This window comes from Romboutsia sp. 1001285H_161024_C4 (assembly GCF_015550185.1).
GTDB lineage: Bacteria > Bacillota > Clostridia > Peptostreptococcales > Peptostreptococcaceae > Romboutsia_C > Romboutsia_C hominis.
Map to the genome: position 1 here is coordinate 403,870 of NZ_JADNAJ010000001.1, position 25,035 is coordinate 428,904.

The 25,035-nt window shown below is 25.3% G+C and carries 25 protein-coding genes, 1 riboswitch and 1 other annotated feature; of the genes, 13 read left to right on the plus strand and 12 right to left on the minus strand.

The features are described from left to right. Positions 1-133 precede the first annotated feature (133 nt). The 3 genes from I1959_RS02045 (at position 134) to I1959_RS02055 (ending at position 4,050) form a co-directional block, all read left to right on the plus strand. The gene (locus I1959_RS02045) at positions 134-2,011 is read left to right on the plus strand and encodes a tetratricopeptide repeat-containing diguanylate cyclase (protein ID WP_176698696.1); all 1,878 of its coding nucleotides are present in this window, start codon (positions 134-136) and stop codon (positions 2,009-2,011) included. 179 nt (positions 2,012-2,190) lie between these two features. Continuing rightward, on the plus strand, positions 2,191-3,048 hold the full coding sequence (gene lipA / locus I1959_RS02050; protein WP_092926624.1) for a lipoyl synthase: 858 nt from the start codon (positions 2,191-2,193) through the stop codon (positions 3,046-3,048). 18 nt (positions 3,049-3,066) lie between these two features. After that, positions 3,067-4,050, plus strand: a complete 984-nt coding sequence (locus I1959_RS02055; protein ID WP_195236939.1) for a lipoate--protein ligase — start codon at positions 3,067-3,069, stop codon at positions 4,048-4,050. A gap of 98 nt (positions 4,051-4,148) precedes the next feature. Here I1959_RS02055 and I1959_RS02060 read toward each other — a convergent pair whose 3' ends face one another. Further along, positions 4,149-5,519, minus strand: a complete 1,371-nt coding sequence (locus I1959_RS02060) for an alanine/glycine:cation symporter family protein (protein WP_195236940.1) — start codon at positions 5,517-5,519, stop codon at positions 4,149-4,151. Positions 5,520-5,744: 225 nt separating this feature from the next. After that, positions 5,745-5,832, minus strand: a riboswitch (glycine riboswitch). Positions 5,833-6,136: 304 nt separating this feature from the next. On the opposite strand from I1959_RS02060, the gene tlp reads away from it, so the two are divergent. Then, positions 6,137-6,364 (plus strand): small acid-soluble spore protein Tlp, encoded by a 228-nt coding sequence (gene tlp / locus I1959_RS02065; protein WP_166505089.1) that lies wholly within the window; start codon positions 6,137-6,139, stop codon positions 6,362-6,364. A gap of 78 nt (positions 6,365-6,442) precedes the next feature. Here the strand turns inward: tlp and I1959_RS02070 are convergent, their stop codons facing one another. Together I1959_RS02070 and I1959_RS02075 are read right to left on the minus strand one after the other, a co-directional pair. Further along, on the minus strand, positions 6,443-6,877 hold the full coding sequence (locus I1959_RS02070; RefSeq protein WP_195236941.1) for an XRE family transcriptional regulator: 435 nt from the start codon (positions 6,875-6,877) through the stop codon (positions 6,443-6,445). Positions 6,878-6,892: 15 nt separating this feature from the next. Continuing rightward, a complete protein-coding gene (locus I1959_RS02075) occupies positions 6,893-8,188 on the minus strand; it encodes an HdeD family acid-resistance protein (protein WP_195236942.1) in 1,296 nt (431 codons plus the stop codon). Between the two features lie 113 nt (positions 8,189-8,301). Between I1959_RS02075 and I1959_RS02080 the strand changes: the two genes are divergently transcribed. Both I1959_RS02080 and I1959_RS02085 read left to right on the plus strand, forming a co-directional pair. Continuing rightward, positions 8,302-9,276, plus strand: coding sequence for a serine/threonine-protein kinase (locus tag I1959_RS02080; protein WP_207733506.1), 975 nt, complete (start codon positions 8,302-8,304; stop codon positions 9,274-9,276). 261 nt (positions 9,277-9,537) lie between these two features. Further along, a complete protein-coding gene (locus I1959_RS02085; RefSeq protein WP_166505093.1) occupies positions 9,538-9,948 on the plus strand; it encodes an FxLYD domain-containing protein in 411 nt (136 codons plus the stop codon). A 131-nt stretch (positions 9,949-10,079) separates the two neighbouring features. Here the strand turns inward: I1959_RS02085 and I1959_RS02090 are convergent, their stop codons facing one another. The 4 genes from I1959_RS02090 to I1959_RS02105 form a co-directional block, all read right to left on the minus strand. Continuing rightward, a complete protein-coding gene (locus I1959_RS02090) occupies positions 10,080-10,739 on the minus strand; it encodes an amino acid ABC transporter ATP-binding protein (RefSeq protein WP_092926608.1) in 660 nt (219 codons plus the stop codon). 10 nt (positions 10,740-10,749) lie between these two features. Next, positions 10,750-11,361 carry an amino acid ABC transporter permease gene (locus I1959_RS02095; RefSeq protein ID WP_166505094.1) on the minus strand — a complete coding sequence of 204 codons (612 nt, stop codon included), beginning with the start codon at positions 11,359-11,361 and terminating at the stop codon, positions 10,750-10,752. A 17-nt stretch (positions 11,362-11,378) separates the two neighbouring features. Next, positions 11,379-12,170 (minus strand): amino acid ABC transporter substrate-binding protein, encoded by a 792-nt coding sequence (locus tag I1959_RS02100; protein WP_166505095.1) that lies wholly within the window; start codon positions 12,168-12,170, stop codon positions 11,379-11,381. A 93-nt stretch (positions 12,171-12,263) separates the two neighbouring features. Continuing rightward, positions 12,264-12,523: a binding site (T-box leader), on the minus strand. A gap of 85 nt (positions 12,524-12,608) precedes the next feature. Next, positions 12,609-12,956 carry a DUF1622 domain-containing protein gene (locus I1959_RS02105; RefSeq protein ID WP_166505096.1) on the minus strand — a complete coding sequence of 116 codons (348 nt, stop codon included), beginning with the start codon at positions 12,954-12,956 and terminating at the stop codon, positions 12,609-12,611. A 179-nt stretch (positions 12,957-13,135) separates the two neighbouring features. Between I1959_RS02105 and I1959_RS02110 the strand changes: the two genes are divergently transcribed. Beyond that, positions 13,136-14,539 (plus strand): YfcC family protein, encoded by a 1,404-nt coding sequence (locus I1959_RS02110; RefSeq protein WP_092926600.1) that lies wholly within the window; start codon positions 13,136-13,138, stop codon positions 14,537-14,539. A gap of 80 nt (positions 14,540-14,619) precedes the next feature. Here the strand turns inward: I1959_RS02110 and I1959_RS02115 are convergent, their stop codons facing one another. Beyond that, positions 14,620-15,036: a hypothetical protein gene (locus I1959_RS02115; RefSeq protein ID WP_195236943.1), complete on the minus strand. Its 417-nt coding sequence runs from the start codon at positions 15,034-15,036 to the stop codon at positions 14,620-14,622. A 202-nt stretch (positions 15,037-15,238) separates the two neighbouring features. On the opposite strand from I1959_RS02115, the gene I1959_RS02120 reads away from it, so the two are divergent. After that, positions 15,239-15,772, plus strand: coding sequence for a solute carrier organic anion transporter (locus I1959_RS02120; RefSeq protein WP_166505099.1), 534 nt, complete (start codon positions 15,239-15,241; stop codon positions 15,770-15,772). Positions 15,773-15,803: 31 nt separating this feature from the next. Here I1959_RS02120 and rbr read toward each other — a convergent pair whose 3' ends face one another. Then, a complete protein-coding gene (gene rbr / locus I1959_RS02125; protein WP_092926594.1) occupies positions 15,804-16,397 on the minus strand; it encodes a rubrerythrin in 594 nt (197 codons plus the stop codon). 215 nt (positions 16,398-16,612) lie between these two features. On the opposite strand from rbr, the gene I1959_RS02130 reads away from it, so the two are divergent. After that, positions 16,613-16,834 carry a YdbC family protein gene (locus I1959_RS02130; protein ID WP_092926592.1) on the plus strand — a complete coding sequence of 74 codons (222 nt, stop codon included), beginning with the start codon at positions 16,613-16,615 and terminating at the stop codon, positions 16,832-16,834. 126 nt (positions 16,835-16,960) lie between these two features. On the opposite strand, the gene I1959_RS02135 is transcribed toward I1959_RS02130, so the two are convergent. Beyond that, positions 16,961-17,566 (minus strand): hypothetical protein, encoded by a 606-nt coding sequence (locus tag I1959_RS02135; RefSeq protein ID WP_195236944.1) that lies wholly within the window; start codon positions 17,564-17,566, stop codon positions 16,961-16,963. Positions 17,567-17,799: 233 nt separating this feature from the next. On the opposite strand from I1959_RS02135, the gene I1959_RS02140 reads away from it, so the two are divergent. From I1959_RS02140 to I1959_RS02155, 4 genes are all read left to right on the plus strand, one after another. After that, positions 17,800-18,486: an ABC transporter ATP-binding protein gene (locus I1959_RS02140; protein ID WP_330615150.1), complete on the plus strand. Its 687-nt coding sequence runs from the start codon at positions 17,800-17,802 to the stop codon at positions 18,484-18,486. Then, on the plus strand, positions 18,477-20,891 hold the full coding sequence (locus tag I1959_RS02145; RefSeq protein ID WP_195236945.1) for an ABC transporter permease: 2,415 nt from the start codon (positions 18,477-18,479) through the stop codon (positions 20,889-20,891). Before I1959_RS02140 ends, I1959_RS02145 begins: the two co-directional genes overlap by 10 nt. Before the next feature lie 292 nt (positions 20,892-21,183). Next, entirely contained in the window at positions 21,184-22,902 is a 1,719-nt protein-coding gene (locus I1959_RS02150) for an ABC transporter ATP-binding protein (RefSeq protein ID WP_195236946.1), read from the plus strand. A 103-nt stretch (positions 22,903-23,005) separates the two neighbouring features. Further along, positions 23,006-23,170: a DUF4177 domain-containing protein gene (locus tag I1959_RS02155; protein WP_141664391.1), complete on the plus strand. Its 165-nt coding sequence runs from the start codon at positions 23,006-23,008 to the stop codon at positions 23,168-23,170. 157 nt (positions 23,171-23,327) lie between these two features. On the opposite strand, the gene I1959_RS02160 is transcribed toward I1959_RS02155, so the two are convergent. Together I1959_RS02160 and I1959_RS02165 are read right to left on the minus strand one after the other, a co-directional pair. Next, positions 23,328-24,458, minus strand: coding sequence for an anaerobic sulfatase maturase (locus I1959_RS02160; RefSeq protein ID WP_195236947.1), 1,131 nt, complete (start codon positions 24,456-24,458; stop codon positions 23,328-23,330). A 145-nt stretch (positions 24,459-24,603) separates the two neighbouring features. Next, the gene (locus I1959_RS02165; RefSeq protein ID WP_195236948.1) at positions 24,604-24,993 is read right to left on the minus strand and encodes a 4Fe-4S binding protein; all 390 of its coding nucleotides are present in this window, start codon (positions 24,991-24,993) and stop codon (positions 24,604-24,606) included. Positions 24,994-25,035 lie beyond the last annotated feature (42 nt).

A 25,035-nucleotide genomic window follows, 5' to 3' on the forward strand; every position in this document is an offset into this window, starting at 1 on the left:
TAAGAAAATGAGGGGAAAAAATATAATGATAAAAAATATAAAAAGTATTTTTTTACTCTTTACCATTTTATTTATAATTTGTGTATCAATAAAAAATAATAGTGTATATGCACAAAAACTAAATGATAGTAATTTGAGTAAAGATATCATAATAGATAGTATAGAGAGTACATATAATAAAAAGGAATTAGAAAAAAACTATATAAATAAAGTTAGGGCTAATTTAAAGGATGAAGTAAAAGACAGTGAATATTACTTTATACAAGGTTATATAGACTATAGTATAAATGATTATAAAAGTGCAATAAAAAATTTTGAATTAGCCAAAAAGGATATAAAAAATTCTAAGGATACATTTTTAAAAGTATACAATTATATACTTTTAAATAATTGTCTTTTAGAAGAAGGCAAAAGTGAAAATTTAATAACTAATGCTAAGAAGGCAATTACATATATAAAGGAAGATAAGTCATATAAAAATAATAGTAATGTAGTTTGGGAAGTAATATTTCCATTAAGTTATAATGCAAAAACTAAGGATGAATCAATAAAATTACTAAAATCATATATAGAAGAAACTAGCAATTTAGATATAGAGACTAAAATGGCATTAAGGGGAAATTTAGCTATAATATATACTATGGATAGAAAGTATGGCAAAGCTATATATAATTATTTAGATGTTATAAATTTAGCAAAGAAACATCCAAATATAGATAAAGCTGGTGTGTATGAAGCTAAAGCATATACTTTTATAGGTAATATAGTATATGAATTAGGTCTGCATAAAGAAGCTATAGATTGGTATGATATGGCAATAAATATAAAAATACCAAATAAATTAAACAATGCAGAAGCAAAGGTAAATACATATATAAATCAGATGCATGCATACTTAAGTATCGGTGATTACGATAAATGTAGTGATGTAGTAAATGAGACAAAAAAATATATAAAATATCTAGATAAAAATGAACAAGATGATGTAGAAATTCTTCTAAATTATAATATAGCCAATATAAATATACATAAAGGAAATTATGAAGAAGCTAAAAAATATATAAAAAAAGGTTCAGAGTTATTAAAAGAAGATAAAGTAGAATATTTTATTCATAAAGATATTTTCTTAGGATTATCATATGCAAGTATATTAAAAGAAGAAGGAAATTATAAAGAAGCTTTAGATATATATAATAAAATACTAAAGCTAAAAAATGAAGGTGCTAAATATATAGAAATTGATATCTATTCTGATATAGCTGAAATATACAGTAAAATAGGAGATCTAGAATCATATAAAAAATACAATGAAATACTAAAAGAAAAGAAAGAATCTTTAGATGAAATTATAAAAAATGATTATATTGAATATTCAATAAAGGCATATGAAAATGAAGTATTAAAAGAGAAAGAGAAAAACGAACAAATAAAAGTATTAATTATGACATGTATAGTAGTAATATTAATTATTATTTTAATAGCAAGAATAGTTCGTGTGAAAGCATTAAAAAAATTACACTATCAAGATAGTATGACAGGTCTTTATAATAGGAGATATCTAGATGATTATGAACAGAGAAATATAAAGAAACTAGAAGAAAAGGAAATTTCTATAGTATTACTAGATATAGACTACTTTAAGAAATATAATGATAATTATGGACATATAGAAGGAGATAAAGTAATAAAAGAAGTATCAAATTCAGTTCTTATGAATATTAGAAAGAAAGGGATAGGAATAAGATTTGGAGGTGAAGAAATAGTTATTATACTAGAGGACACTAGTGAAAATGAAGCCATAGAAATAGTAGAAAAAATACAAAAAGATATAAAAAATAAGGCAATAGAACATAAGTATTCATTAGTTAATGACATAGTAACTACAAGTATAGGTATATATACTAAAAAGAAAAATATGAAAGAAGATATATATTTAGCAATAGATAAAGCAGACAAGGCATTGTATGAGTCTAAAAATAATGGAAGAAATAGATATAGTATATATAATTAAAAAAGTAATGAACTTTTAATTATAAAAATTATATTAAATTTTAAATAAAAGCCCTTAAAATGATATTAATGTTTTAAGGGCTTTTATTTAAAATTTGAATAAGTATGAAGGAATTTATATGTTAATATCTAATATTGTATAAAGAAAGGTATATGATAAACGTTTATCAGGGGGATTATATGGAAAAAACAAAAGTAAGAAGAAAGCCAAAGTGGCTAAGAGTAAATTATGAACGTCAATCTATAAAAGAGATTGAAGTTATGATGGAACAGTTATCATTAAATACAGTATGTAAAGAAGCAAAATGCCCTAATTTAGGTGAATGCTATAAAAAAAGAACAGCTACATTTATGATAATGGGAAGTCAATGCACTAGAAATTGTAGGTTTTGTAATGTAACTAATGGTAAACCTCAAAATCTTGATATAAATGAACCAGAAAATGTAGCAAAAGCAGTAAAAGAACTAGGATTATCTCATGCAGTTATAACAAGTGTAACAAGAGATGATTTAGAGGATTGTGGAGCTAGTCACTTTGCAAAAACTATAGAAGCTGTGAAGAGTTTAAATCCAGATACTACTGTAGAAGTGCTAATACCAGATTTAAAAGGTATCAAAGAAAATTTAGATATAGTTATAAAAGCAAATCCTGATGTAATAAATCATAATGTCGAAACTGTAGAAAGATTATATGATACAGTTCGTCCAGAAGCAATATATGAAAGAAGTATAGATGTTTTAAAATATGTAAAGGAAGTAGCACCTCACATATTAACAAAAACTGGTATAATGGTTGGCCTTAGTGAAAGTGATGAAGAAGTATTTAAGGTTATGGATGATGTACTTAAGGTAGGATGCGACATATTTACAATAGGTCAATATCTAAGACCATCAAACAAACACATAGAAGTTTATGAATACGTAACACCAGAAAAATTTGAAGAATATAGAGTGGTTGGAGTAGAGAAAGGATTTAAGTATATAGCAAGTAGTCCTTTAGTTAGAAGTTCGTATAATGCACAAGAAGCTATTAAATAGACAAAAGGGGATAAAACCATGATATATGTAGAAAATAATTCAACTAATCCATACTTTAATTTTGCACTAGAGTATTATCTTATAAATGAGAAAGACTTAAAAGATGATGTTATATTTATGTTTTGGAGAACAAATCCAACACTTATGATAGGAAAATTCCAAAATACAATAGAAGAAATTAATGAAGATTATGTAAAAAATAATAATATAAATGTAGTTAGACGTATAACAGGTGGCGGAACCATATATACGGATATGAATGGATGGCAATTTAGCTTTATAACTAAAAACTATAATGGAAATGGAATAGACTTTAAAACATTTACAACACCAATTATTGAGGCATTAAAAAGTCAAGGAATAGATGCATACTTTAATAGTAGAAATGATTTATTAGTAGATGGCAAAAAATTCTCTGGAAATGCACAATGTGTTAAAAATGGATGTAAATTACACCATGGTTCTATACTATTTGACACTAACATAGAGGAAATGGTAAGAAGTATAACTATAGCTGAAGATAAGATAATATCTAAAGGAATAAAATCAGTTAAAGATAGGGTTGCAAATCTTAAAAACTATTTAAAGGAAGATATGGATAGTTTAAAGTTTAAAGATATAATGCTAGAGAGTTTACTTAAAGAATCTAGTGGAGTTTATAATTTAACAAAAGAAGATATAAAGAGAGTAGAAGAAATAGCTAAAGAAAAATTTGAAACTTGGGAATGGAACTACGGTAAATCTCCTAAATTTGAAATCACTAAAGGAAAAAGATTAGATGGAGGAAAGGTAGAATTTAGGATTAATGTAGATAAAGGCATAATAAAAGAATGCAAGATAAATGGAGACTTTTTTGGAGAGGGCGAAATAGAGGATATATCAAGTTTACTATGTGGATGTAGATATAATAAAAAAGATATATTAGATATATTAGAAAATATTGATATAAATAAGTATTTCTATAGAGTGAACAAAGAAGAACTTATAGAATGTATAATATAATTTTAGATATAATAATAAAAAACCTGTATCAATAATATTGATACAGGTTTTATATTTAAAATAACATATATAAAATATAAGTTATTAATGTAATTTATTTATATATTAATAGCATAAGAATCTTCTTTTTTTAATTTTAAATAATTCATATAGGTATTAGTTTCAGCTATAACTACAGGAGTAAGATAAATTAGAGCTATAAGGTTAGGTATAGCCATAAGAGCATTAACAATATCCGCAATTATCCAAACCATTTCAAGTTTTAAAAATGACCCAATAAGTATCATTAAAACAAAGACAACCCTGTAAGCGCTTATAAACTTAATACCAAATAAAAACTCAAAACATCTTTCTCCATAATAACACCAACCAAGTATAGTAGTAAAAGCAAATAAACTTAAACTAATAGTTAAAAATAAAGGTCCAATATGTGGAAGAACACTTTCAAATGCACTTTGAGTCATAAGAGCACCATTTAAATCTCCTTTCCATACACCAGATAATATAAGAGAAAATCCAGTAAGAGAACAGATTATCAAACTATCTATAAATGTCCCAGTCATAGATATAAGACCTTGCTCAGCTAGATGATTAGTTTTAGCAGCAGCTGCTGCAATTGGAGCACTACCAAGTCCAGATTCATTAGAAAATACACCTCGAGCAATACCATTTCTAATAGCCATAGATACACTAGCTCCCATAAATCCACCTATAGAAGATGTAGGTGTAAAAGCACTTTTTAGTATTAAGATAAATGTAGATGGTATTTTATTAAATGAGCCTAAAATAATTAAAAAGCACATTAGTATATATACAAAAGACATAAATGGAACTACTGTAGATGCTACTTTTGAAATATTTTTAATACCTCCAAATATAACTAAGGCTACAATTAATGTTAATATAATTCCAGTTATTTTAGGATTAATTCCAAAACTTCCATTAATAGAATCAGTTATAGAATTAACTTGAGTAAATGTACCTATACCTAAAAGAGCAACTAAAATACCACTTATAGCAAAGAAAATAGCAAGAGGTTTATACTTAGATCCCATACCATTTACTATATAGTACATAGGACCACCAGAAATTTCGTTTTTTTCATTTTTAGTTCTATACTTTATAGCAAGTACTCCTTCAGCATATTTAGTAGCCATTCCAAAAAATGCTGCAACCCACATCCAAAATAATGCACCAGGACCTCCTATTTTTAGAGCAGTAGCAACACCAACTATATTTCCAGTACCAACTGTAGCAGCAAGAGCAGTGCATAAAGCGCTAAAGCTTGAAATATCTCCACTACCATTATTTTCTGATTTAAATATTAATTTTAAAGCAGTAGGTAATTTAGTTATTTGTAAAAATCCAAGTTTAAAAGTAAATAATATACCAGTACCAACTAATAGTATTAGTAAAGGTGGTCCCCATATAAATGAGTTAATTTGAGATAAAACATCAATTAAATTCATAAAAATACACTCCTTATATATTCGCTTATTTTTTAAGCGAAGTGAATTTTATGCCTTAATAAATCAATAAAGGAAAATGAATTAATTGACAGGAAGATAAGATATTTAGAAATTTTTAATTTTCTAAATAATAAGAATAATAATTGCTTGAATAAAAAAAGCCAAGTCTTAAGACTTAGCTCTGGATAAACTACAACTATAAAACTATACAAAAAGTAAGTATAGTACATAATCCCTGTCCTTTTGCCTGAGAGATTGAGCAAAATTGCCTTGCCCCTTCGGCGCCTATATAGGTCTCTCCAGAGTTCCCTAAGCTTTACAGTCCTACTTATAAAAGTACCTGAGAGTGCGACTCCTTCGGTGTGTCAAAATGACATCTCTTCTATAAAGCTTCAATCGGGTATTGATTTGTTATTGCATTTGCTATAATAGTACAAAAAAAAATATCAAATGTCAAATCAAAAAAAATAAAATTAAAAACTTTAGCTATATAAACTAGATATTTAAAATCTTAGGATAATTTCTACAATATATATTTTTTGACTTAATCAAACTAGAATAAAAATATGTTTATTGAACAATATAACTAATGAAAATTAATTAAAAGGAGATATAAAATGAAACCAAATCCAGACGATAGAAGAGACAATGTTGAGAAAATACAATGTAATATAAATCATACTCTAAAAAATATTAGATTAGCAAATGAAATGATTGAAAAAGTAGATAATCCTGAAGAAAGAAGAAAATTAGAGGAAAAAAATAAAAGAAGAGAGGAATCTCTTAGTAATATGCGTAGTGAAATAAAAGAAGAAGCTAATGTAAATAAAAATGAGTATAGATAATTAAAATATATAATTTATAGTTAGACATAAAAAAGGTAATAAGTATGTACTAACATAAACTTATTACCTTTTAAAATATTAATCATCTAAACAAGCCAAACCTCTATCGTATAAAAGTTCATTTAATTTTAGAATACCGATTCCTTTGTTTACACCAAATATAATTACAGCATCTCTTAAATTTTTAGAATATAGCTCACCACAATCTGCAAGTCTTAAAGCTTTATTAGTTTCTTTAATATCTAGACTTGCTCCGATACAAAGTTTGATAACTTTATCGCGACTAGGTTTTTTACTTCCATTTAAAATTTGATAACCATAAGTTCTATCTATACGAGCATTTTTTATAAGTTCACTTTTAGTAATTTGTTTATGTTTTAAAATATCTTCAAAAAATGTTTTGAACTCTAAGCCTTTATATTTATCATAGATATCTACTAGATACTCATCTAAGCAGCTTTCATCTTTTATATTTTTTAAAACGCTCATTAACTCTATTGTTTCATTATTCAAGCTATTACCTCCAATTTATATAGAAGATTGTTTCATATAAAGTTGTTTTTTTACAACTATAGTATTTTTTCTTTTAAATAAATTATCTAAATAATTATAATAAGTACCAGGTGTTATTATACCATTTATTGCTATTAAATCTAAACCTATAGAACCTACGATAGTATCTGCAAGTCTTACGCAATTTGCTGTTAGAGTAAAGTATGTTTTAAAATACCCAGATTTGAATTTATAAAATTTACAATTAGTATCTAAAAACATTAGATTTGTTTCATCAGTATACTCCTTAAATGGATCTTTCTTTGAATTACATTCCCAGTGAATACAATTGTTTTTAATAGATGATATTTTATCTTTAATAGCATTATGTTGAATTTTATTTAATGCTAAAGTAAACCCTATTAGAGAACGATTGCATTTAGAATTTATAAAATTAATATATTTTTTAGTATCAGCTTCTAATAAAACACCATCGCTAACAAGTGTAAATAATCTATTAGAACTACTATCATAAGTTCCATATGAATAAGTTATTCCATCAAAAGATATATCAACATGACCAAATCCATTAGCACAATCAGGAGCTAGATGAATAAATATATCTATTGTTGAAAAAGAGTTATCTATTAGATTATCATAGTCACTACTTTCAACTAAAACTTTATTATTAGGATTTACCTTGATAAAATTATTAATTTTGTCTAATAGATGTTGAGGTATAAATGCTGCATAAACTATTGGTAGTGTAATCCTAAATCTCCTTTTTAAATTAGATTTAAAGGTATTAATATCTAAAATCTCCCTTAAAAAATCAGAAAAAAGTGTAAGAGATATTAGTATTACATATATACTGCATATTTTATCTACTATAGATATATAATCTAGTGGATAAAATAATAAAACAACACCAAATCCTAATGATATTAAGCTAAAAATAAAGCCCCTTATACATTCTTTTACATTGTTTTTGTATAAAATAATAGCTGCAGTAATTCTACCTACAAAACTTAATAATGCATACAGACCTATTATTCTTATAATAGATACCGTTAAAAAAACAGGATTATATTTAATAAAAAGCCCAAGAGAAATACAAAGAATACCTTCAACTAGTGTACTTATATGGCGCTTTTCTTTGTTAAAAATATAAGTTAGCATAGATAATGCACCTATAACTAATAAAAAAGTTAGTATCATATCAGTTGTTATACGCCCTATAAAATCAGAGCTAAATAACATAATAAGTCCTAGTATAAATAAAATTATAGATTTTGATAATATAGAAAAAGGGGATATAGTTTTTACGTTCATATAAAACCTCCTTATAGATAGTATAATATTATCATTAAATTAGAAGTTTAACAAAATAGTATTTATGTATGATATAATTTTTACTGAAAAATGTAGATAAAGAGGGATTAAATTTGAATTTAGAAGCAGAACTAGAGTTGTCTTTATATGAAGAATTAAAAACAATACATAAAAGTAGTAAAAGTGAAGTAATACTTGTTCATAATAATATAAAAAACAAATTATATATAAAAAGATTATTAAAAGAATGTAATAAAGATGTATACTATGCTTTAAAGAATATAAAAAGTGAAAATATGTCTAAAATATATGAAGTATTTGAAATAGACAATAAGTTGGTAGTAATAGAGGAGTTTGTAAATGGTAAAACTCTTCATGAAAAATTAAAAGAAACAGATCATTTAGAAGAAATAGAAGTTATAAATTATATAATATCTTTATGTGACATATTAAATATATTACATAATCTAAATCCACCAATAATACATAGAGATATTAAGCCATCTAATATAATGATAAGTAATGATAATGTATTAAAGCTTATTGATTTTGATATATCTAGAAATTATAAATATGGAGAAAATATGGATACAATTTTACTAGGAACTAAAGGTTATGCATCTCCTGAACAATTTGGATTTGAACAAAGTGATTGTAGAAGCGATATATACTCATTGGGTATTATGATGAATGTGCTAACTACAGGAAAGCATATAAAAGAAGTTGAAAATAAAGGGTTATTGGAAAATGTTATAAAGAAATGTACTAAGATATCTCCAGATGATAGGTATCAAGATGTATCAGCACTAAAGAGTGATTTAATAAAATTAATTTATAAAACACAAGCCAGTAAAGAAAAAAATATAAACAAAATAGGATATAAATTAAAAGAAAAAATTATAAATGAAGATAGTAGTAAACCTATAAATATTAAAACTAAAAAAATTAATAAAAACACTAGGTTAAAATCTAAGTATATACCAGGGTTTAGAAATGGAAATAGGATCAATATGACACTATCTACAGTATTTTATATATTTTTAATAATAGGACTATTTGTTGTAAGTAGCATTGGTGAATTAATATAAAACTTAATAGTAGTAATAATGCTTTTAATGTATTTTTTATTATATACTAATTTTCTAGATATAAAAAACAAGTTACCAATTATAAAAAGTAATAAATTACATATAAAGATACTTGGATATGTACTATATTCTAATATAATATTTTGGAGCCTAGGTATACCATTAACTTATATTGTAGGGTAGTTGTATGCTATGAGCATACCAATAGGCTATAAATAAACTTTATAATAAATAATGAAATAGTTATTATGGAGGTTATTTATGAAAAAAGTTTTACTAGGAGTTATAATAGGATTTGTAGTTATAATAGGAGGTTGCGCTCTAATGCTTGCACAAGGTGCATCTAGTGTTAACCATGCTATAGAAGAAACACAATCACAATCAGAAAAAGAAAATAAGAAAATAGAAGAGATGGCTAAAAATATTACTTGGGAAATAAAAAAAGAAGATTACATGACTAAAATAGTTGGAGTTTTTGAAAATACAAGTAATGAAATGATAGATTATGTTCAGTTTGATTATAAGCTATTAGGAAAAGATGGTACTGTTATAGAAAAATCTTTTACTAATGAAAGTGATATAGCACCAGGAGAAAAAAGAAAAGTTGAAATATTATGTGAAAAAGATGATTTTGATAGCTACGAAATAATTGCTACGAATACTGCATTTTAAGGAAAGTATATCTTAACAATTGTTAAGATATACTTTTTTTAATACTAAATGCTAAACTTGATTAACGGAAGTAGTTGTCGGTGATATGAAACACTTTGCCTATACGTAGTTCAAGTGAAGGAAATTTTTTATTAAAGTATGGCTAAATTATCAACTAATCCATTTTTTATAGTTATGCTTTTATCGGAAATTTTATTTGCAAAATCTAAGTCATGAGTAATTATTAAAATAGTCATACCATTTTCTTTTAACTTATACATGATATTTATTATATCCTCTATAGATTCTAGGTCTAGTGCAGATGTAGGTTCATCAAAGCATAATATCTTTGGGGATAGGGCTATTGCACGAGCGATTGCTACTCTTTGTTTTTGTCCACCAGATAGTTCAAACGGATATGAATTTAGTTTATCTTTTAAGTTAACTAAATCTAAAATACTAGTAGCTTTTTCTAAAGCTTCTTTCTCACTTTGACCTAGTACATTAACTAATGCACAGGTAATGTTTTCAAGTACAGACATATGTGGAAATAAATTAAAATTTTGAAATACCATTCCAATTTGACCTTTTAACTTTAGTATATCCATAGAGCTTTTCATAGTGGTTTTATCTATTACAATACTTCCACTATCAAAATCTTCTAGTCCACATATACATCTAAGTAAAGTTGTTTTACCAGCACCGGATTTTCCAAGTAAAACTCCAATTTCACCTTTATTTATATTAAATGATATATTATTTAATATTTTATTTTTACCAAATGATTTATTTAAATTTTTTATTTCTAACATATAAAAACTCCTATCTATAATATGAATACTTATTTTCTAAAGCTTTAAAGACACTACTTAGTATGAAAATTAATCCTAAATATATAAGACAAACCTCAAGTAGAGGAATTAAACTTAAAGTTCTATTAGAAGCTATCTGAGCAAGTCTTAGTATATCGTTAAGTCCTAATATATAAACTAAAGATGTATCTTTTATTAATGTTATAACTTCATTAGACATTGGAGCTAAAATACTTTTTACTACTTGGGGTACTATTATTTTTTTATAAGTTGTTAATCTGTCAAATCCAAGTACTAAAGAGGCTTCATATTGACCTTTATCTATTGACTCTATGCCTCCTCTAAATATTTCTGCAAAATATGCACTATAGTTTAGAGAAAAGGCAAGTATTGCTACTGTAAATCTATCAAATACAATTCCTAAAAGAGGAAGTCCGTAGAATATAAATATTAGTTGTAATAAAAGTGGAGTACCTCTAAAGATTAATATATAAAATTTTGAAATACCATTTAAAATATTGTTTTTAGATAATCTTAATGTGCAAATAATTATACCTAGAGGTATTGATATTATAAGTGTTAGCATAAATACAATAAACACTATTTTTAATCCTTGTAACATATTAAATCCTCCTAAATCTAGTTAAACCATTTTTTATAAATTTTATCGAAAGTTTTATCTTCTTTAACTTCAGTTAAAGCTTTATTGACTTTATTGGAAAGTGAAGTATTTCCTTTTTTAAATCCGATAACAAAGCTTTCCTCTCCAAAGTTATCCTTTAAGATAACAAAATTTTGTTTATTTGAATTGCTTATATAATACTTTGCTAATACTTCATCAGCTACAACTGCATCAACTCTACCAAACTCTAAGTCTCTAAATGCATTGTCAAAGCTATCATAAAGTATAGGTGTTTTATCCTGTAAGTTATTAACTATATTAGTATCTTTTTCTATAACATCAAAACCAGCACTACCTTGTTGAGTTCCTAGCAACTTTCCTTTTAAATCAGATTTATTTTTTATAGAAGAATTATCTAAGGTAACTATAACTTGTTTGTTAGTTAGATAAGGATTAGAGTACTCTACTTTTTTCTTTCTTTCTTCTGTTAGTGTATAACCATTCCATAAAGCATCTATATTACCAGAGTCTAGCTCTGTATCTTTCATGCTCCAATCTATATTTTGAAATTTTACATTCATATTAAGCCTAGAGAAAACTTCTTTAGCAAGGTCTATATCAAATCCTACAACTTCATTATTTTCATCTAAAAAACCCATAGGTACAAAGGTATTGTCATACCCTATAACTACTGTATTATCTTGATTATTATTTTTATAATTAGTAAATTTTTTCTCACAACCTCCAATTAATATTAGAGGGATTATAATTAATATCATTAAACTAAATTTTTTTAATATATTTTTCATATAATATCTCCTTATAGTAAATTTAATTTTTTAAGTGTATTTCTTTGCGCGCATAAGGAAATAAACTAAAAAAACTCCCGCCTCTAGCTATTGCTAGAGGACGGGAGTTAACTCACGTGGTTCCACCTCTATTTATTAATGCCTCACGACACTAACCTCTTTGAGTACGACAAATAAATTGTTTATACTCTAGCACTATAACGGGTGCAGGGAATCCGGAAACAGCCTACTAAGATATCTTTTCGGTGCTCTGCTTAAAGATGTGTTCAAAGTAAAATCAATTGCACCTCTCACCAACCGGTAACTCTCTGTTAAAGATACTTACTTTTACTATTTCTTATCATTGCATTTAGTTATGTAATTAACTTTATTGTTTTAAATAATAAATCTATTTTTTATTTATGTCAATATTTTTTTTTAATACTAAAAATTAATATATTAGTTTTTATTAATATATTCAATTTCTTTATTTAAGAAATAAGAGATAATTGTCCTTATTATAACTATGGCAGCAAGGCCTAATATATGATTAAGGCTAGGGTCTAGTATTGATTCTATAATATCTGCACCTATTAGAATTTCTAAGCCAAATAGTATGTATGTGCCCAAAAAGTTTTTGATGGTAGTAACATTTTCAACAGCAGTCTTTCTAGTCTTAGATACAATTTCTGATTTTAACCATAAAGCAAATTGAATTGCTATACCCCATATTATTACTATTGTAGATAAACCTTGTAAAATAATTATTAATTTTTCTAAAATATTTTTAAAATCCAAATTAACCATATCCTTTAAATAAATTATATAAATATAGGTTGTGTAAAATATAAAAACTTATTACTAATTAGATATGACAAAATATAAAAAAAAACTACTGAATATAACATAAATTTAAAAGTAAAGTATTTTAATTTATTATTAAGTATGCTATAACTATTTTAGAAAAAAAATATACGGAGGAAGTTATGGGAAGACAAACTGACAAAAAGAAGTTTAACCTGCCTACTGCATATACTATATTGTTTTCTATAATTATAGTAATAGGTATAATTACACAGTTTATACCACAGGTTAATAAAGCAGGGATATCAGACGTTGTAATGTCTCCTATAAAAGGATTAAAAGATGCTATAGATGTATCTTTATATGTGCTTTTAATGGGTGGATTTTTAGGTGTTGTAGCAAAAACAGGGGCACTTGATGCAGGAATAGGTTCAATAGTAAAAAAGCTAAATGGGAAAGAATTTATATTAATACCAATACTAATGTTTACATTTTCATTAGGTGGAACTTGCTTTGGTATGTCAGAAGAAACATTAGCCTTTTATGCATTAATAACAGCTACTATGTTAGCTGCTGGATTTGATTCTTTAACAGCAGTTGCTACTATATTATTTGGTGCTGGATGTGGAGTTTTAGGTTCAACTGTAAACCCATTTGTGGTTTCAATAAGTATAGATTCTCTTAAAGGTGTTGGAGTTGAAGTTAATCAAGCGGTAGTTATGGGAATTGGAGCAGCACTTTGGTTGTCATCACTATTAATATCTATATACTTTGTTATGAAGCATGCTAAAAAGGTTAAAGAAAATCCTAATGCAACTTTATTATCAAAAGAAGAAGTAGAATCAGCTAAAAGTGCATTTATAAATTCAAAAAAAGAGACTTTAGAATTTACAACTAAGAGAAAAATAGTATTAGCTTTATTTGGATTATCATTTGTAGTTATGATATGTGGAGTTATTCCTTGGGAAAAGTTTGGAATAACTATATTTAAGCATACTGACTTTTTAACAGGTAATGCACTTGGAAACTGGTGGTTTTCAGAACTTGCTACATGGTATACATTAATGGCTATTGTAATTGGTGTAGTATATGGATTAAAAGAAAAAGAAATAGTTTCAGCTATAATAGACGGAGCATCTGAGATGGTAGGAGTTGCGCTTATAATAGGTATATCAAGAGGAGTATCTGTTATAATGAGTAGTACAGGACTTGATGTTTATGTTCTTAATAATGCATCACATGCATTAAGTGGAATGTCACCTATATTATTTATAAACATAGCATTTTTAATATATATAGGTTTATCATTTTTAATACCTTCTACATCAGGCTTAGCTAGTGTATCAATGCCTATATTTGGACCATTAGCAAAAAGTTTAGGATTTCCATCAGAATTAATTATATCAACTCTTGGTGCTGGATGCGGACTTGTAAATCTTATAACACCAACATCTGGAGTTATAATGGGGGGACTTGCTATAGCAAAGGTTGAATATAGTACATGGGTTAAGTTTGCAAGTAAGATAATCATTTGTATATATATATCATCAGCTATTATATTATCAATAGGGATGATGTTATTATAATTAAAAATATTTAATAAATATGAGATAGTGATAGTAGTGTTTTAAATTATACTATAACTATCTCATATTTTACTTTATACCTAATTTATACTAAAAAGCATACTAATAGAATTTGAAGGAGACTTATCTTTTATAAAAGATTTAAATATTACATTTCCATCTTTGAGGTTATACTTTTCTAAATTGAATTTATTTTCAAAAACAAATTCTAAATCTACATAACTATTTGGAGTAATATTATTTATATCTTTAGATTTTATAGTATAGCTATATTGTTTTTCGTATTTATCGCTTAATATTAAGCTAATATCTGGATCTATAAATTCATCGTTCAATTCATTTTTTAATCTTATATTTATTTTTGTGCAATTATTATCATTTATATAACCTAAAAATTCAAATTTCAAATTAGGGTCTATATTATTATCAAAAGAATTAAAACCTATTAAATACATACTTAATGAAAATAATAAAAAAGCCATAAATAACTTTCTCATAATATAAAAACCTCCAAATTAAAAGATTATATAAGTATTCTTTATAATATATAGAGTTTCCTCTATATAATTAGTTATTAAGTACAAAAAAATATAAGTATTTATAAAAGTTAACTCACATTTTGTAGAAGACTGCATATATATATTATTAAGAAGATGATATTTAATATATCATGTCTAATAAAAAAAAAGGGTGGATATTATGGTATGCAAAAAAGGAAATTATAAAAAGCATAATTGTGGATGTCATAAAAATTTTTGTTGTAAAGGCATAAATATAAATAAAAAAGAGTGTGAAAAAAATCATAAATGTAAATGTGATCATGATATTGATTGCTCAGAATGTAGAAGACTTAAATGTTTAGCTCAAAGAAAATGTGATGAAGCGAATGAAAGAATAAATAGAGCAAATCAAGCTGCACAACAAGCACAACAATCAGAAAGAAGAGCAGAGGAATTAAAAAGACAAGCTATGGAAGAATGTGAAAGAGCTCGTAGATTATGGAATGATTGTAGAAGAATATCAAATGAGGGTGAAGAGTTAATGTGTGAAGCTCGAAGACTTATGAAACAAAGTGATGAATGTCATAAAAATTGTCATGAAGAGAATGATGGATGTAGCTCAAATGGTCATAACTGTGAATGTAACTCGAATAATCATAGCTGTGGGTGTAATTCAAATGATCATAACTGCGGGTGTAACTTAAATTGTAAATGTGTATGTAATTGTAGATAATAAAAATCCCTAGAATAACTAGGGATTTTTATTAATTTTCAAATGGTGAATTAGAATATAATATAAAATATCCTTGTGGATATGAACAAACTGGGCAAGCCATTGGAGCTTTAGTACCTGTATGAACATGACCACAGTTTAAGCAAATCCACTTTTCTTCAGTATCTTTTTTAAATAGAGTATTGTTTTCAAGGTCACTAGCAAATCTTCCAAATCTATCTCCATGAATTTTTTCTATTTCAGATATTTTCTCAAAACTATTAGCTACCTCTAAGAAACCTTCTTCACGAGCTGTTTTAGCAAATTCTTTGTAAACTTTATCCCATTCTTCGTATTCATTATGTTGAGAATCTTTTAATGTTTTAATTAAATCGTCATATACTTCAACAGGATATCCAGCATCTATAGTTATAGAAGAGCCAGAAAGTTCTTTTAGATGATTATAAAAAACCCAAGCATGAGCTTTTTCTTGTTCTGCTGTATAATTAAATACTTTTTGAACTACATATAAATTTTGCTTTTTAGCTAAACTTTCTCCAAATGTATATCTGTTTCTAGCTTGACTTTCTCCAGCGAAAGCCCTCATTAAATTTTCTTTTGTTCTACTATCTTTTAATAAACTCATATTATACTCCTTTAATAAAATATTGCTATTAGGATTATTTACCAAAATAAATAAAATATACATTTATAGTAATTTAATAACTTTTAATTAATAAAGATTGATATTTTTAATAAAAATTAAGTAAATTAAAGCATTTGTTAAATTATTTATTAAAGTTTTATATAAAACTTTTCGTGGTATAATTACTATATATACAAACATAAAGAGGTGAAATCATGTCAAGTATAAAATATGATATAGTAAAAGAGGTAGGGATAATATCAACTACAACTTCAGGGTGGAAAAAAGAATTAAATATTATAAGTTGGAACAATAGGGAACCTAAGTATGATTTAAGAGATTGGTCATCAGAACATGAAAAAATGGGAAAAGGAATAACTTTAACAGCAGAGGAATTAAAATCTCTTAAAGAATTATTAAATAATATGGATATATAGAAATTTTAGTTTATATATTTTTTATATTGAAGTAAAAACTTAGATAACTTAGCATATTTATATATTTTTATTTTATGATGGATTTAAGATAGCATTTTATACACAAAAAATACCTCCAAAAGCAAACTAGCTTTTGGAGATATTTTTAGCATGTTTTTTGTTACAAGTTATCCTGTTTTTGCAGTTGTGATTTTTTTTATATATGCAGTTATAATTATTTTTTATTTCATAAGAAGTAGAAAATTTTCTAGGGTAATAGTTTAGAGAACTAAATGATGAAATATCACACTTAGAGCAATCATCGAAGTAATTTTGGTTACAGCAAGAATCACAGTTGTTAGATTCAAGTGATACTACTTTTTCTGAATCATAAGTAGCCTTGTTTACTAATAATTTGAAACTAGAATACTTATCTTCATAGTCAGATAAATCAAATTGATAAAATCCTTCACAATCGCTTATAGTATGAGCTATTCCTTTATAGTAAATTTGATCGTCATAACATTCAACTCCTAACAATTTTACTAAGGCATTTTCTACTGGCACTCCTTTATGATTTACTATTTGCCCCCAAAGTCTAACTGATTTGTACTCAGGCATAACAATGTCTGATCTTATTTCAGGCTCACAGTAGTCAACATCAATATCTAAAGAATTAGCTCCAACTATACTATATTTTGATAAGCAGCTGCAATTATATTCATTGTCTTGGTAGTATGATATACCAAACACCTCCTTTGAAATTTAGTAATTTTTAGCGTCTAATATAGCATATGAACAAAGCATTAAATGTGATTTTTATTATTTAATAATTTTAATGTTTAAAGTTATACATGATGTTTTATATAATAAAATTTGAGAATATAAATATATAATAACTTTATTAAAAGTACTTAAAAATGTATGAGTATAATTAATTATAAAAAATTTAAAAATGAAAGGGCTTTGTCATGTCTATTAGATTAGTGAATGTAGGGAAAATTTATAAAAGTGGAGAAGTTGAAACAGTAGCATTAAAAGATATAAATATAGAAATTAAGGATAGTGAATTTATAGTTATACTAGGTCCAAGTGGTAGTGGAAAAAGTACAATGTTAAATGTTATAAGTGGATTAGATACACCAAGTAGTGGAGAAATCTATTATAATGATGAAAAAATAAGTGATTACAATGAAGATAAGCTTACAAAATTTAGAAGAAATAATTTAGGGTTTATATTCCAACAGTATAATCTACTTCAAAATCTTACAGTAAAAGAAAATATTGAAATAGGTTCAAGTATAGGAAAAAATCCATTAAATATTGATGAAGTGTTAGATGCAGTAAGTATGAAAAATGAAAAAGATAAATATCCATACCAATTAAGTGGTGGGCAACAGCAAAGAGTTTCTATAGCTAGAAGTATAGCTAAAAATCCAAAGATAATGTTTTGTGATGAACCAACTGGTGCATTAGATGAAGAAACTGGAAAGCAAGTATTAGAAATGATACAAAATATGAATGAAAGATTTAAAACAACAACAGTAGTTATAACTCATAACCCAAATATTGCATTTATGGCTGATAGAGTAATAAAAATGAATTCAGGAAAAATAGTCGAAGAAATCTTAAATACCAAAAAAAGAAAGGCAAGTGAAATAAAATGGGGGTAAGAGTTTTATTTAAAAATACTTTAAATACATTTAAGAAAAAGAAATTACAAATTCTTGCCATAGGTATAATAATAGCACTTAGTTCTTTTTTATATACAACCATGTTTTATGCTATTGATAGCTTAAAAACACCTTTGGAAAATTTTATTAATGAAACTAATCAAGAAGATTTTTCTATAAGTATGATAAATGGTTTAACAGAATTTGATATTAATAATTTATCAGATAAAGAAAAAATGAAAGCAAGTAGTATGCTTATATATACATTAAGTGATATAAAAAAGTCAGATATTAATATTTATAATAAGATAATAGAAAATAGAATAAATGCATTTGAAAAAGATTATAAAGGTTTTAAATTAGAAAATAGATCTTACAAAGAAGTAAACTTTAAAAATAATGGTAAAAGTAATAAGATAACATTATTTAAAGATAGTAAAAATATAAACCTATCATATATAGAAAAAGGAAATAAGCCTAAATTAGATAATGAAATAGCAGTAACTAATATATATGCTAAGAAAAATAACTTAGATATAGGCGATAGTATTGACATAAACGGAAAGAATTACATTATAACAGGGTTTGTATTGTTTGCAGATAATACACTGCCTATAAGTGGAACAGATTTTAATATAGATAATTCTAAAATGACTTTAGGATTAGTAAATAATACAGAATATGAAAGTATAAAGGGAAAAGAAGATTTTTATTTATCTGGAGTTTCTAATAATGAAGAAAGCTTAAAAAACTTCAATGAAGATATTATTAAAACATATAAGGATAAAAATGATTTAAAGTATATAACTAGTATAGTACTTACAAAAAATCAAATGAAAAGTGGAGCAATATATGAAGAAATAAAGGGCGGTCAAGCTATGACTATAGGTATAAGTGTAAGTATTAGTACAATAGCTGTTTTAATAGTACTTATGATAACTTATAGAATAGTTAAAAATGAAAAAACTCAAATAGGAGTTTTAAAAGCACTAGGATATTCAAAATATGAAATACTTAAACCATATATAATGATACTAACAATAATATCTTTACCACTTTTACTTATTGGATATATATTAGGGGTATATACAGCACCATATATGAGTAATTTTTACTTAGAGTTTTATTTAATACCTAGTGGAGAAATAAAAACTAATTTAAGTGTATTATTAGTAGCAATAGTAGTACCATTAGTAGTTATAATAGGACTGTCAACTATACTTATAAATAAGATGCTTTCTAAAAAGGCAATAAACCTTATAAAATCAAGTGATAATGAAAAGGTAGGAAAACTTAATAAATTAGTTAGTAAATTATTAAAAAATGCTAAACCTCAAACAAAATTTAAATACTCATTTATACTTGCAAATACTAATAAATTTATAGTATTTTTCTTAGGAATAGTATTTTCATCAATGCTTATAATAATGAGTCTTATGATGTCTGATTTCTTTGATAAAATGAGTGTAGATTATTATAAATCAGTAGGATATATATATGAGGGAATTGTCGATATGTCTAAAGAATATCCAAAGCTTAACAATGATGATGAGAAATTTATAAGTTTACCTAATGGCATATACAAAGAAGACAATATAAACATTACTGGAATAGACAGTGATAATAAATTACATAAAATATATGATAAAAAAATTAATGATATAACTAAAGAATTAAAAGATGGTATTGTAGTAAATAATAGTTTTTACTTAACTTATGGAGTAAAAAATGGTGAAACTATAAATATAACTATAAATGATAAAGTATATAAAGAAAAGATAGTAGGAATATCTAGGGATTATGGAGAGCCTAAAGTATATATGGATAGAAAGAATTTAAGTAATATAATAACTAAAGATGAAGTATTTAAAAATATAGATAAAGATGATTTTTATACTGGTGTATATTCAAAAGATAAATTGGATAAAGGTGATTATTTATCAGTTATAAATAAATATGATATATTAGAACAAACAAAATCAATGCAAGGATTTGTAAAAGTAGCTATATATTCAATGATAATTACTGCAGTATTTATAGCTGTTATAGTTTTATATGTGCTTACAACTATGACTGTAGAAGATAATTATTATTCAATATCTTTACTTAAAGTAATGGGATATTCTAAAAAAGAAGTTAATTCTATGATGTTAAGTAGTTACCTAGTTTATTCTATAATTTCATATATTGTAAGTATACCAATAACTGTACTTGGGTTAGGATTTGGCATTAGATACCTAGCTAGTGAGTTTGGAATGGTTATGCCATTTGAATTTGAAATATGGCAAGGCATAGTTGGCTTAATTATAATATTATTTATATTTATGCTAGGAACATATGCAGCTAAGAAAAAAATAGAAAAAATATCATTACAGGAAGTTTTAAAATCTTGTAGTGAGCAATAAATTACACAAATTCCATATAACAATATACTGTTTGTATAAGTATTATACAATCATTTTTGTGGTATAATCATTGTATAATAAAGGTAAAGATGTGAATTATGGCAAGTATAAAATACGATATAGTTAAAGAAATAGGAGTGATATCTAGTATAACTTCAGGATGGAGTAAAGAACTATTAAATAATATAGATATATAAAAACTGTAGTCTAAACTACAGTTTTTATATTGAAGTTTAAATTTAAATAGTTTAGATAAGTTAAAAATTGATTGTTAATATTAGGAGAAATAGTTATGAAAATGCTTTTGAAATATGCTTTAAAATACAAAGGGCAGTTTTTTACAAGAATAGCTACGATATCTTTAGTAGCATTAGCTAGTATATGTTTTGATTTTATGATGGGATTTATAGTAGACATATTTGCAAGTGGGGATGTAAATAAATTTATACCAATAATAGTGGCAACAATTGGATTAATAATTATAATGTTTATAACAGAGTATTTAGATGGTCTTGTAATGTCTAAATATATAAAAAATACAGTAAATTACTTAAGATGTGATATATTTTCTAAAGTAATAAATAAAGATATAAAAGACTTTTCACTAGATAACAGTGGTAAGTACATATCAGTATTATACAATGATGTAAAAATGATAGAAGATAATTTTTTAAATAATATATTTTTAATAATATCATCATTAATATCTTTTACAATATCATTAGGAGTATTATTTTTTATAAGTCCATCTACAGTTGTATTTATAGCAGTATTTGGAGCACTTGGATTTATAATACCAAATGCTTTATCTAAGAAGTTAGTTATAGAAAAGAATGAATACTCAAAAAATCTAGAAGAAATAACTTCATTAACGAAAGATTTATTTACAGGATTTGAAGTTATAAAAGGCTTTAATATAAGTAATAAGATAAATAAAATATTTAAAGAGAGTTCGATTAAAGTAGAAAGTAGTAAAAGAAGATATGCAATACTTGAAGCAATAATAAAAGGATTTTCTCTATCTTTTAGTGTAACTATATACCTAGGAGTATTAATTTTAGGTGGGTATTTAATGTATAAAAAAAGTATATCAGTAGGTACTGCCATAATAATAATACAATTAAGTACTCATATAGTATCTCTAGTTAAAACAAGTATATCTCTCATAAATCAAATAAAATCAGTATCTCTTATAGCAGATAAAATAGAAGAAATACTTGAAACATCCAATGAAAGTATAGAAGAAGTTAAGCTTAATGAGTTTGAAAATTCTATAGAAGTTAAAAACCTTAATTACTCATATACTAGTGATAGAAAAGCTTTAGATAATATAAATTTAACTTTTGAGAAAAATAAAAAGTATGCAATAGTTGGAGAAAGTGGATGCGGTAAAAGTACTTTAATAAAATTACTTATGAGGTATTATACAGACTATGAAGGAAGTATAAATTTTGATAATAAAGATTTAAAAGAAATATACAGTTTAGATTTATATAAAAATATATCAATGATACAACAAAATGTATTTATGTTTGATGATTCTATAAAGGAAAATATAAAATTATTTGCAAATTATAGCGATGAACAAGTGTTAGAAAGTTGTAAAAGGTCAGGGATATTACCTCTTATAAATAAACTTGAAAATGGAATAGAGTCACATGTTGGAGAAAATGGAAATAAGTTATCAGGTGGAGAAAAACAAAGAATTGCTATAGCCAGAGCCCTTATAAATAATACACAGATACTTATACTAGATGAGTCTACATCTGCATTAGATAATGAAACTGCTTATAACTTAGAAACATCACTGTTAAGTCTTAATGATTTAACGATGATAGTTGTAACTCACAAGCTTATAAAAAATATATTAATAAATTATGATGAGATAATAGTTATGAAAGAAGGAAGGGTTATAGAAAAAGGAAGCTTTAAAGAATTAATCGACCTTAAAGGATATTTTTATAGCTTATATTATATACAAAGTGATGATAACAAAAATAAAATAACATAGACAATTTAAGCAAACAAAATTAACTTAAAAATTTGTAAAAATAGCATATATTATAACCCTCTTAAATATATCAATTATAAGAGTATATTTAAGGGGGTTTTTTATGAGCAAAAAAACATATGAATATAAATGTGTAGTAATAAATGAAAATGCTAAAAAGACAGCTGAAATATTAAATAAATATGGAAGTGATGGATGGAAGTTAGTATCTGTTTGGAACTCTTGGCACTATCTTAGCAAAAAGATAAAAATAGAAGATGAAGATTAAAATAATCTATAAAATATATTAGCCTAATTAAATATGTAAAAATTAATGTATAAGTAAATTAAAAAAATGTACCCTATAGAGTAGTTTTTAAATTATCTACTTACATAGGATACATTTTTATATATTTAAATTTTAAAATTTTTAAATAAAACTATATTCAATCAAACATATTAGATATAGATACTAATTTATTTAAGTTTTTATCTAAAAATTGTTTGATGGCTTTACATTGATAATTAAAAGAAGGTATATTATCAACAAAAGGCTCTAGGTTACGTCTACATCCACCACCGCAAAGCTTAAAGTACTTACATTTTTTACAAGTATTATGTATGTATAAAGAACGATTTAAAAATTCTAATGCCTTAGAAGAAGCCATAAGTTCGTCTAAAGAATCTTTATTAATGTTACCTAATTTCCAATAATCAAAGCAGTATAAGTCACAAGGATAAACATCACCATTGGATTCAATAACTATATTAAGACTGCAAAATCCATTCATACCACAGCTAGTTGGATTATATCCTTTAAGAACAGTTATATAATCCATAAAGTTTCTTATTTCTACAAACTTACCGTTTTTAATATCTTTATACCAAAGATTAAATAATTTATCTAAAAATATATAAAAACTAGTAGTGTCTAAGTAATTTTTAAACTCATTTTCTATATATTTATTTTGATTATCTATCTCGAAGTTTTTTATATAGGGTATAAATTGTATATATGGAAAATCATTAGATTTAAAATACTCATAAATCTCATCTATATTTTTAGCGCTTTCTTTAGTTACAACAGATAGTATATTAAAATTAACCTTATATTTTTTTAATATATTAATAGCTGATATAACCTCATCAAAAGTGGAAGAGCCATTTTTATATGTCCTATATAAATCGTGAGTTTCTTTTAAACCATCTAGTGATATTTCAACTAAAAAATCGTTTTCTTTAAAGAAAATCGCAAATTCATCATCTATATTTATACCATTAGTTTGAATAGAATTTACAATATTAATATTATTATTGTTATATTTATTTTGTAATGTTATAAGCTTTTTATAAAAATCAATGCCTACTAAAGTAGGCTCTCCACCTTGAAATATAAAGTTTATATAATCTACATTTTTACTTAAAGCATTTTTTACTATATTTTCTAGTGTAGAAATATCCATAAAATCATTAGTATAAACATCCCTATTTTTTGATATATCTTTATAAAAACAATATTTACAATCTAAATTACAAGCACTAGAACTAGGCTTTATTAAAATTGTTAAATGATTCATAAAATCCCCCTTTAGGTAGATAAAATTGTATATCTGTTATTAATAACTATTATATATTAAAAAAGAATATTTATTAAATATAAAATACATCAATAACCCCTGTTTTTATATTAAACAGGGGTTATTGATGTATTTTATTATAAAATTAACCTTCTTTAATCTCAAGAATTCCCATAGGACAAGCATCAACACAAAGTCCACAAACTATACATTTAGATGGCACAGGCTTATCATCTACTTTTGCTATTATGCCTTTAGGACAGGCATCAACACAAGTAAGGCAACCATTACATTTTTTCTTATTAATCATATAAACACCTTTAGGATTTTGAGTTATTGCTCCTTGAGGACATTTTTTAGCACATAGACCACATTGATTACATGCCTTAACATCTAAAGAATCATCTTTCTTTAATCCTATTTTTATACATGGAGTGTTTAATCCATAATGCTTATAAAATGCATTTGAGCAAGTCATTTCACAAGCTAAGCAATTTTGACATAGAGATCTGTCTGTAACAACTAATTTTTTCATTCCCTTTTCCCCCTAAAAATTTAGATTGTATTGCTAACTGTA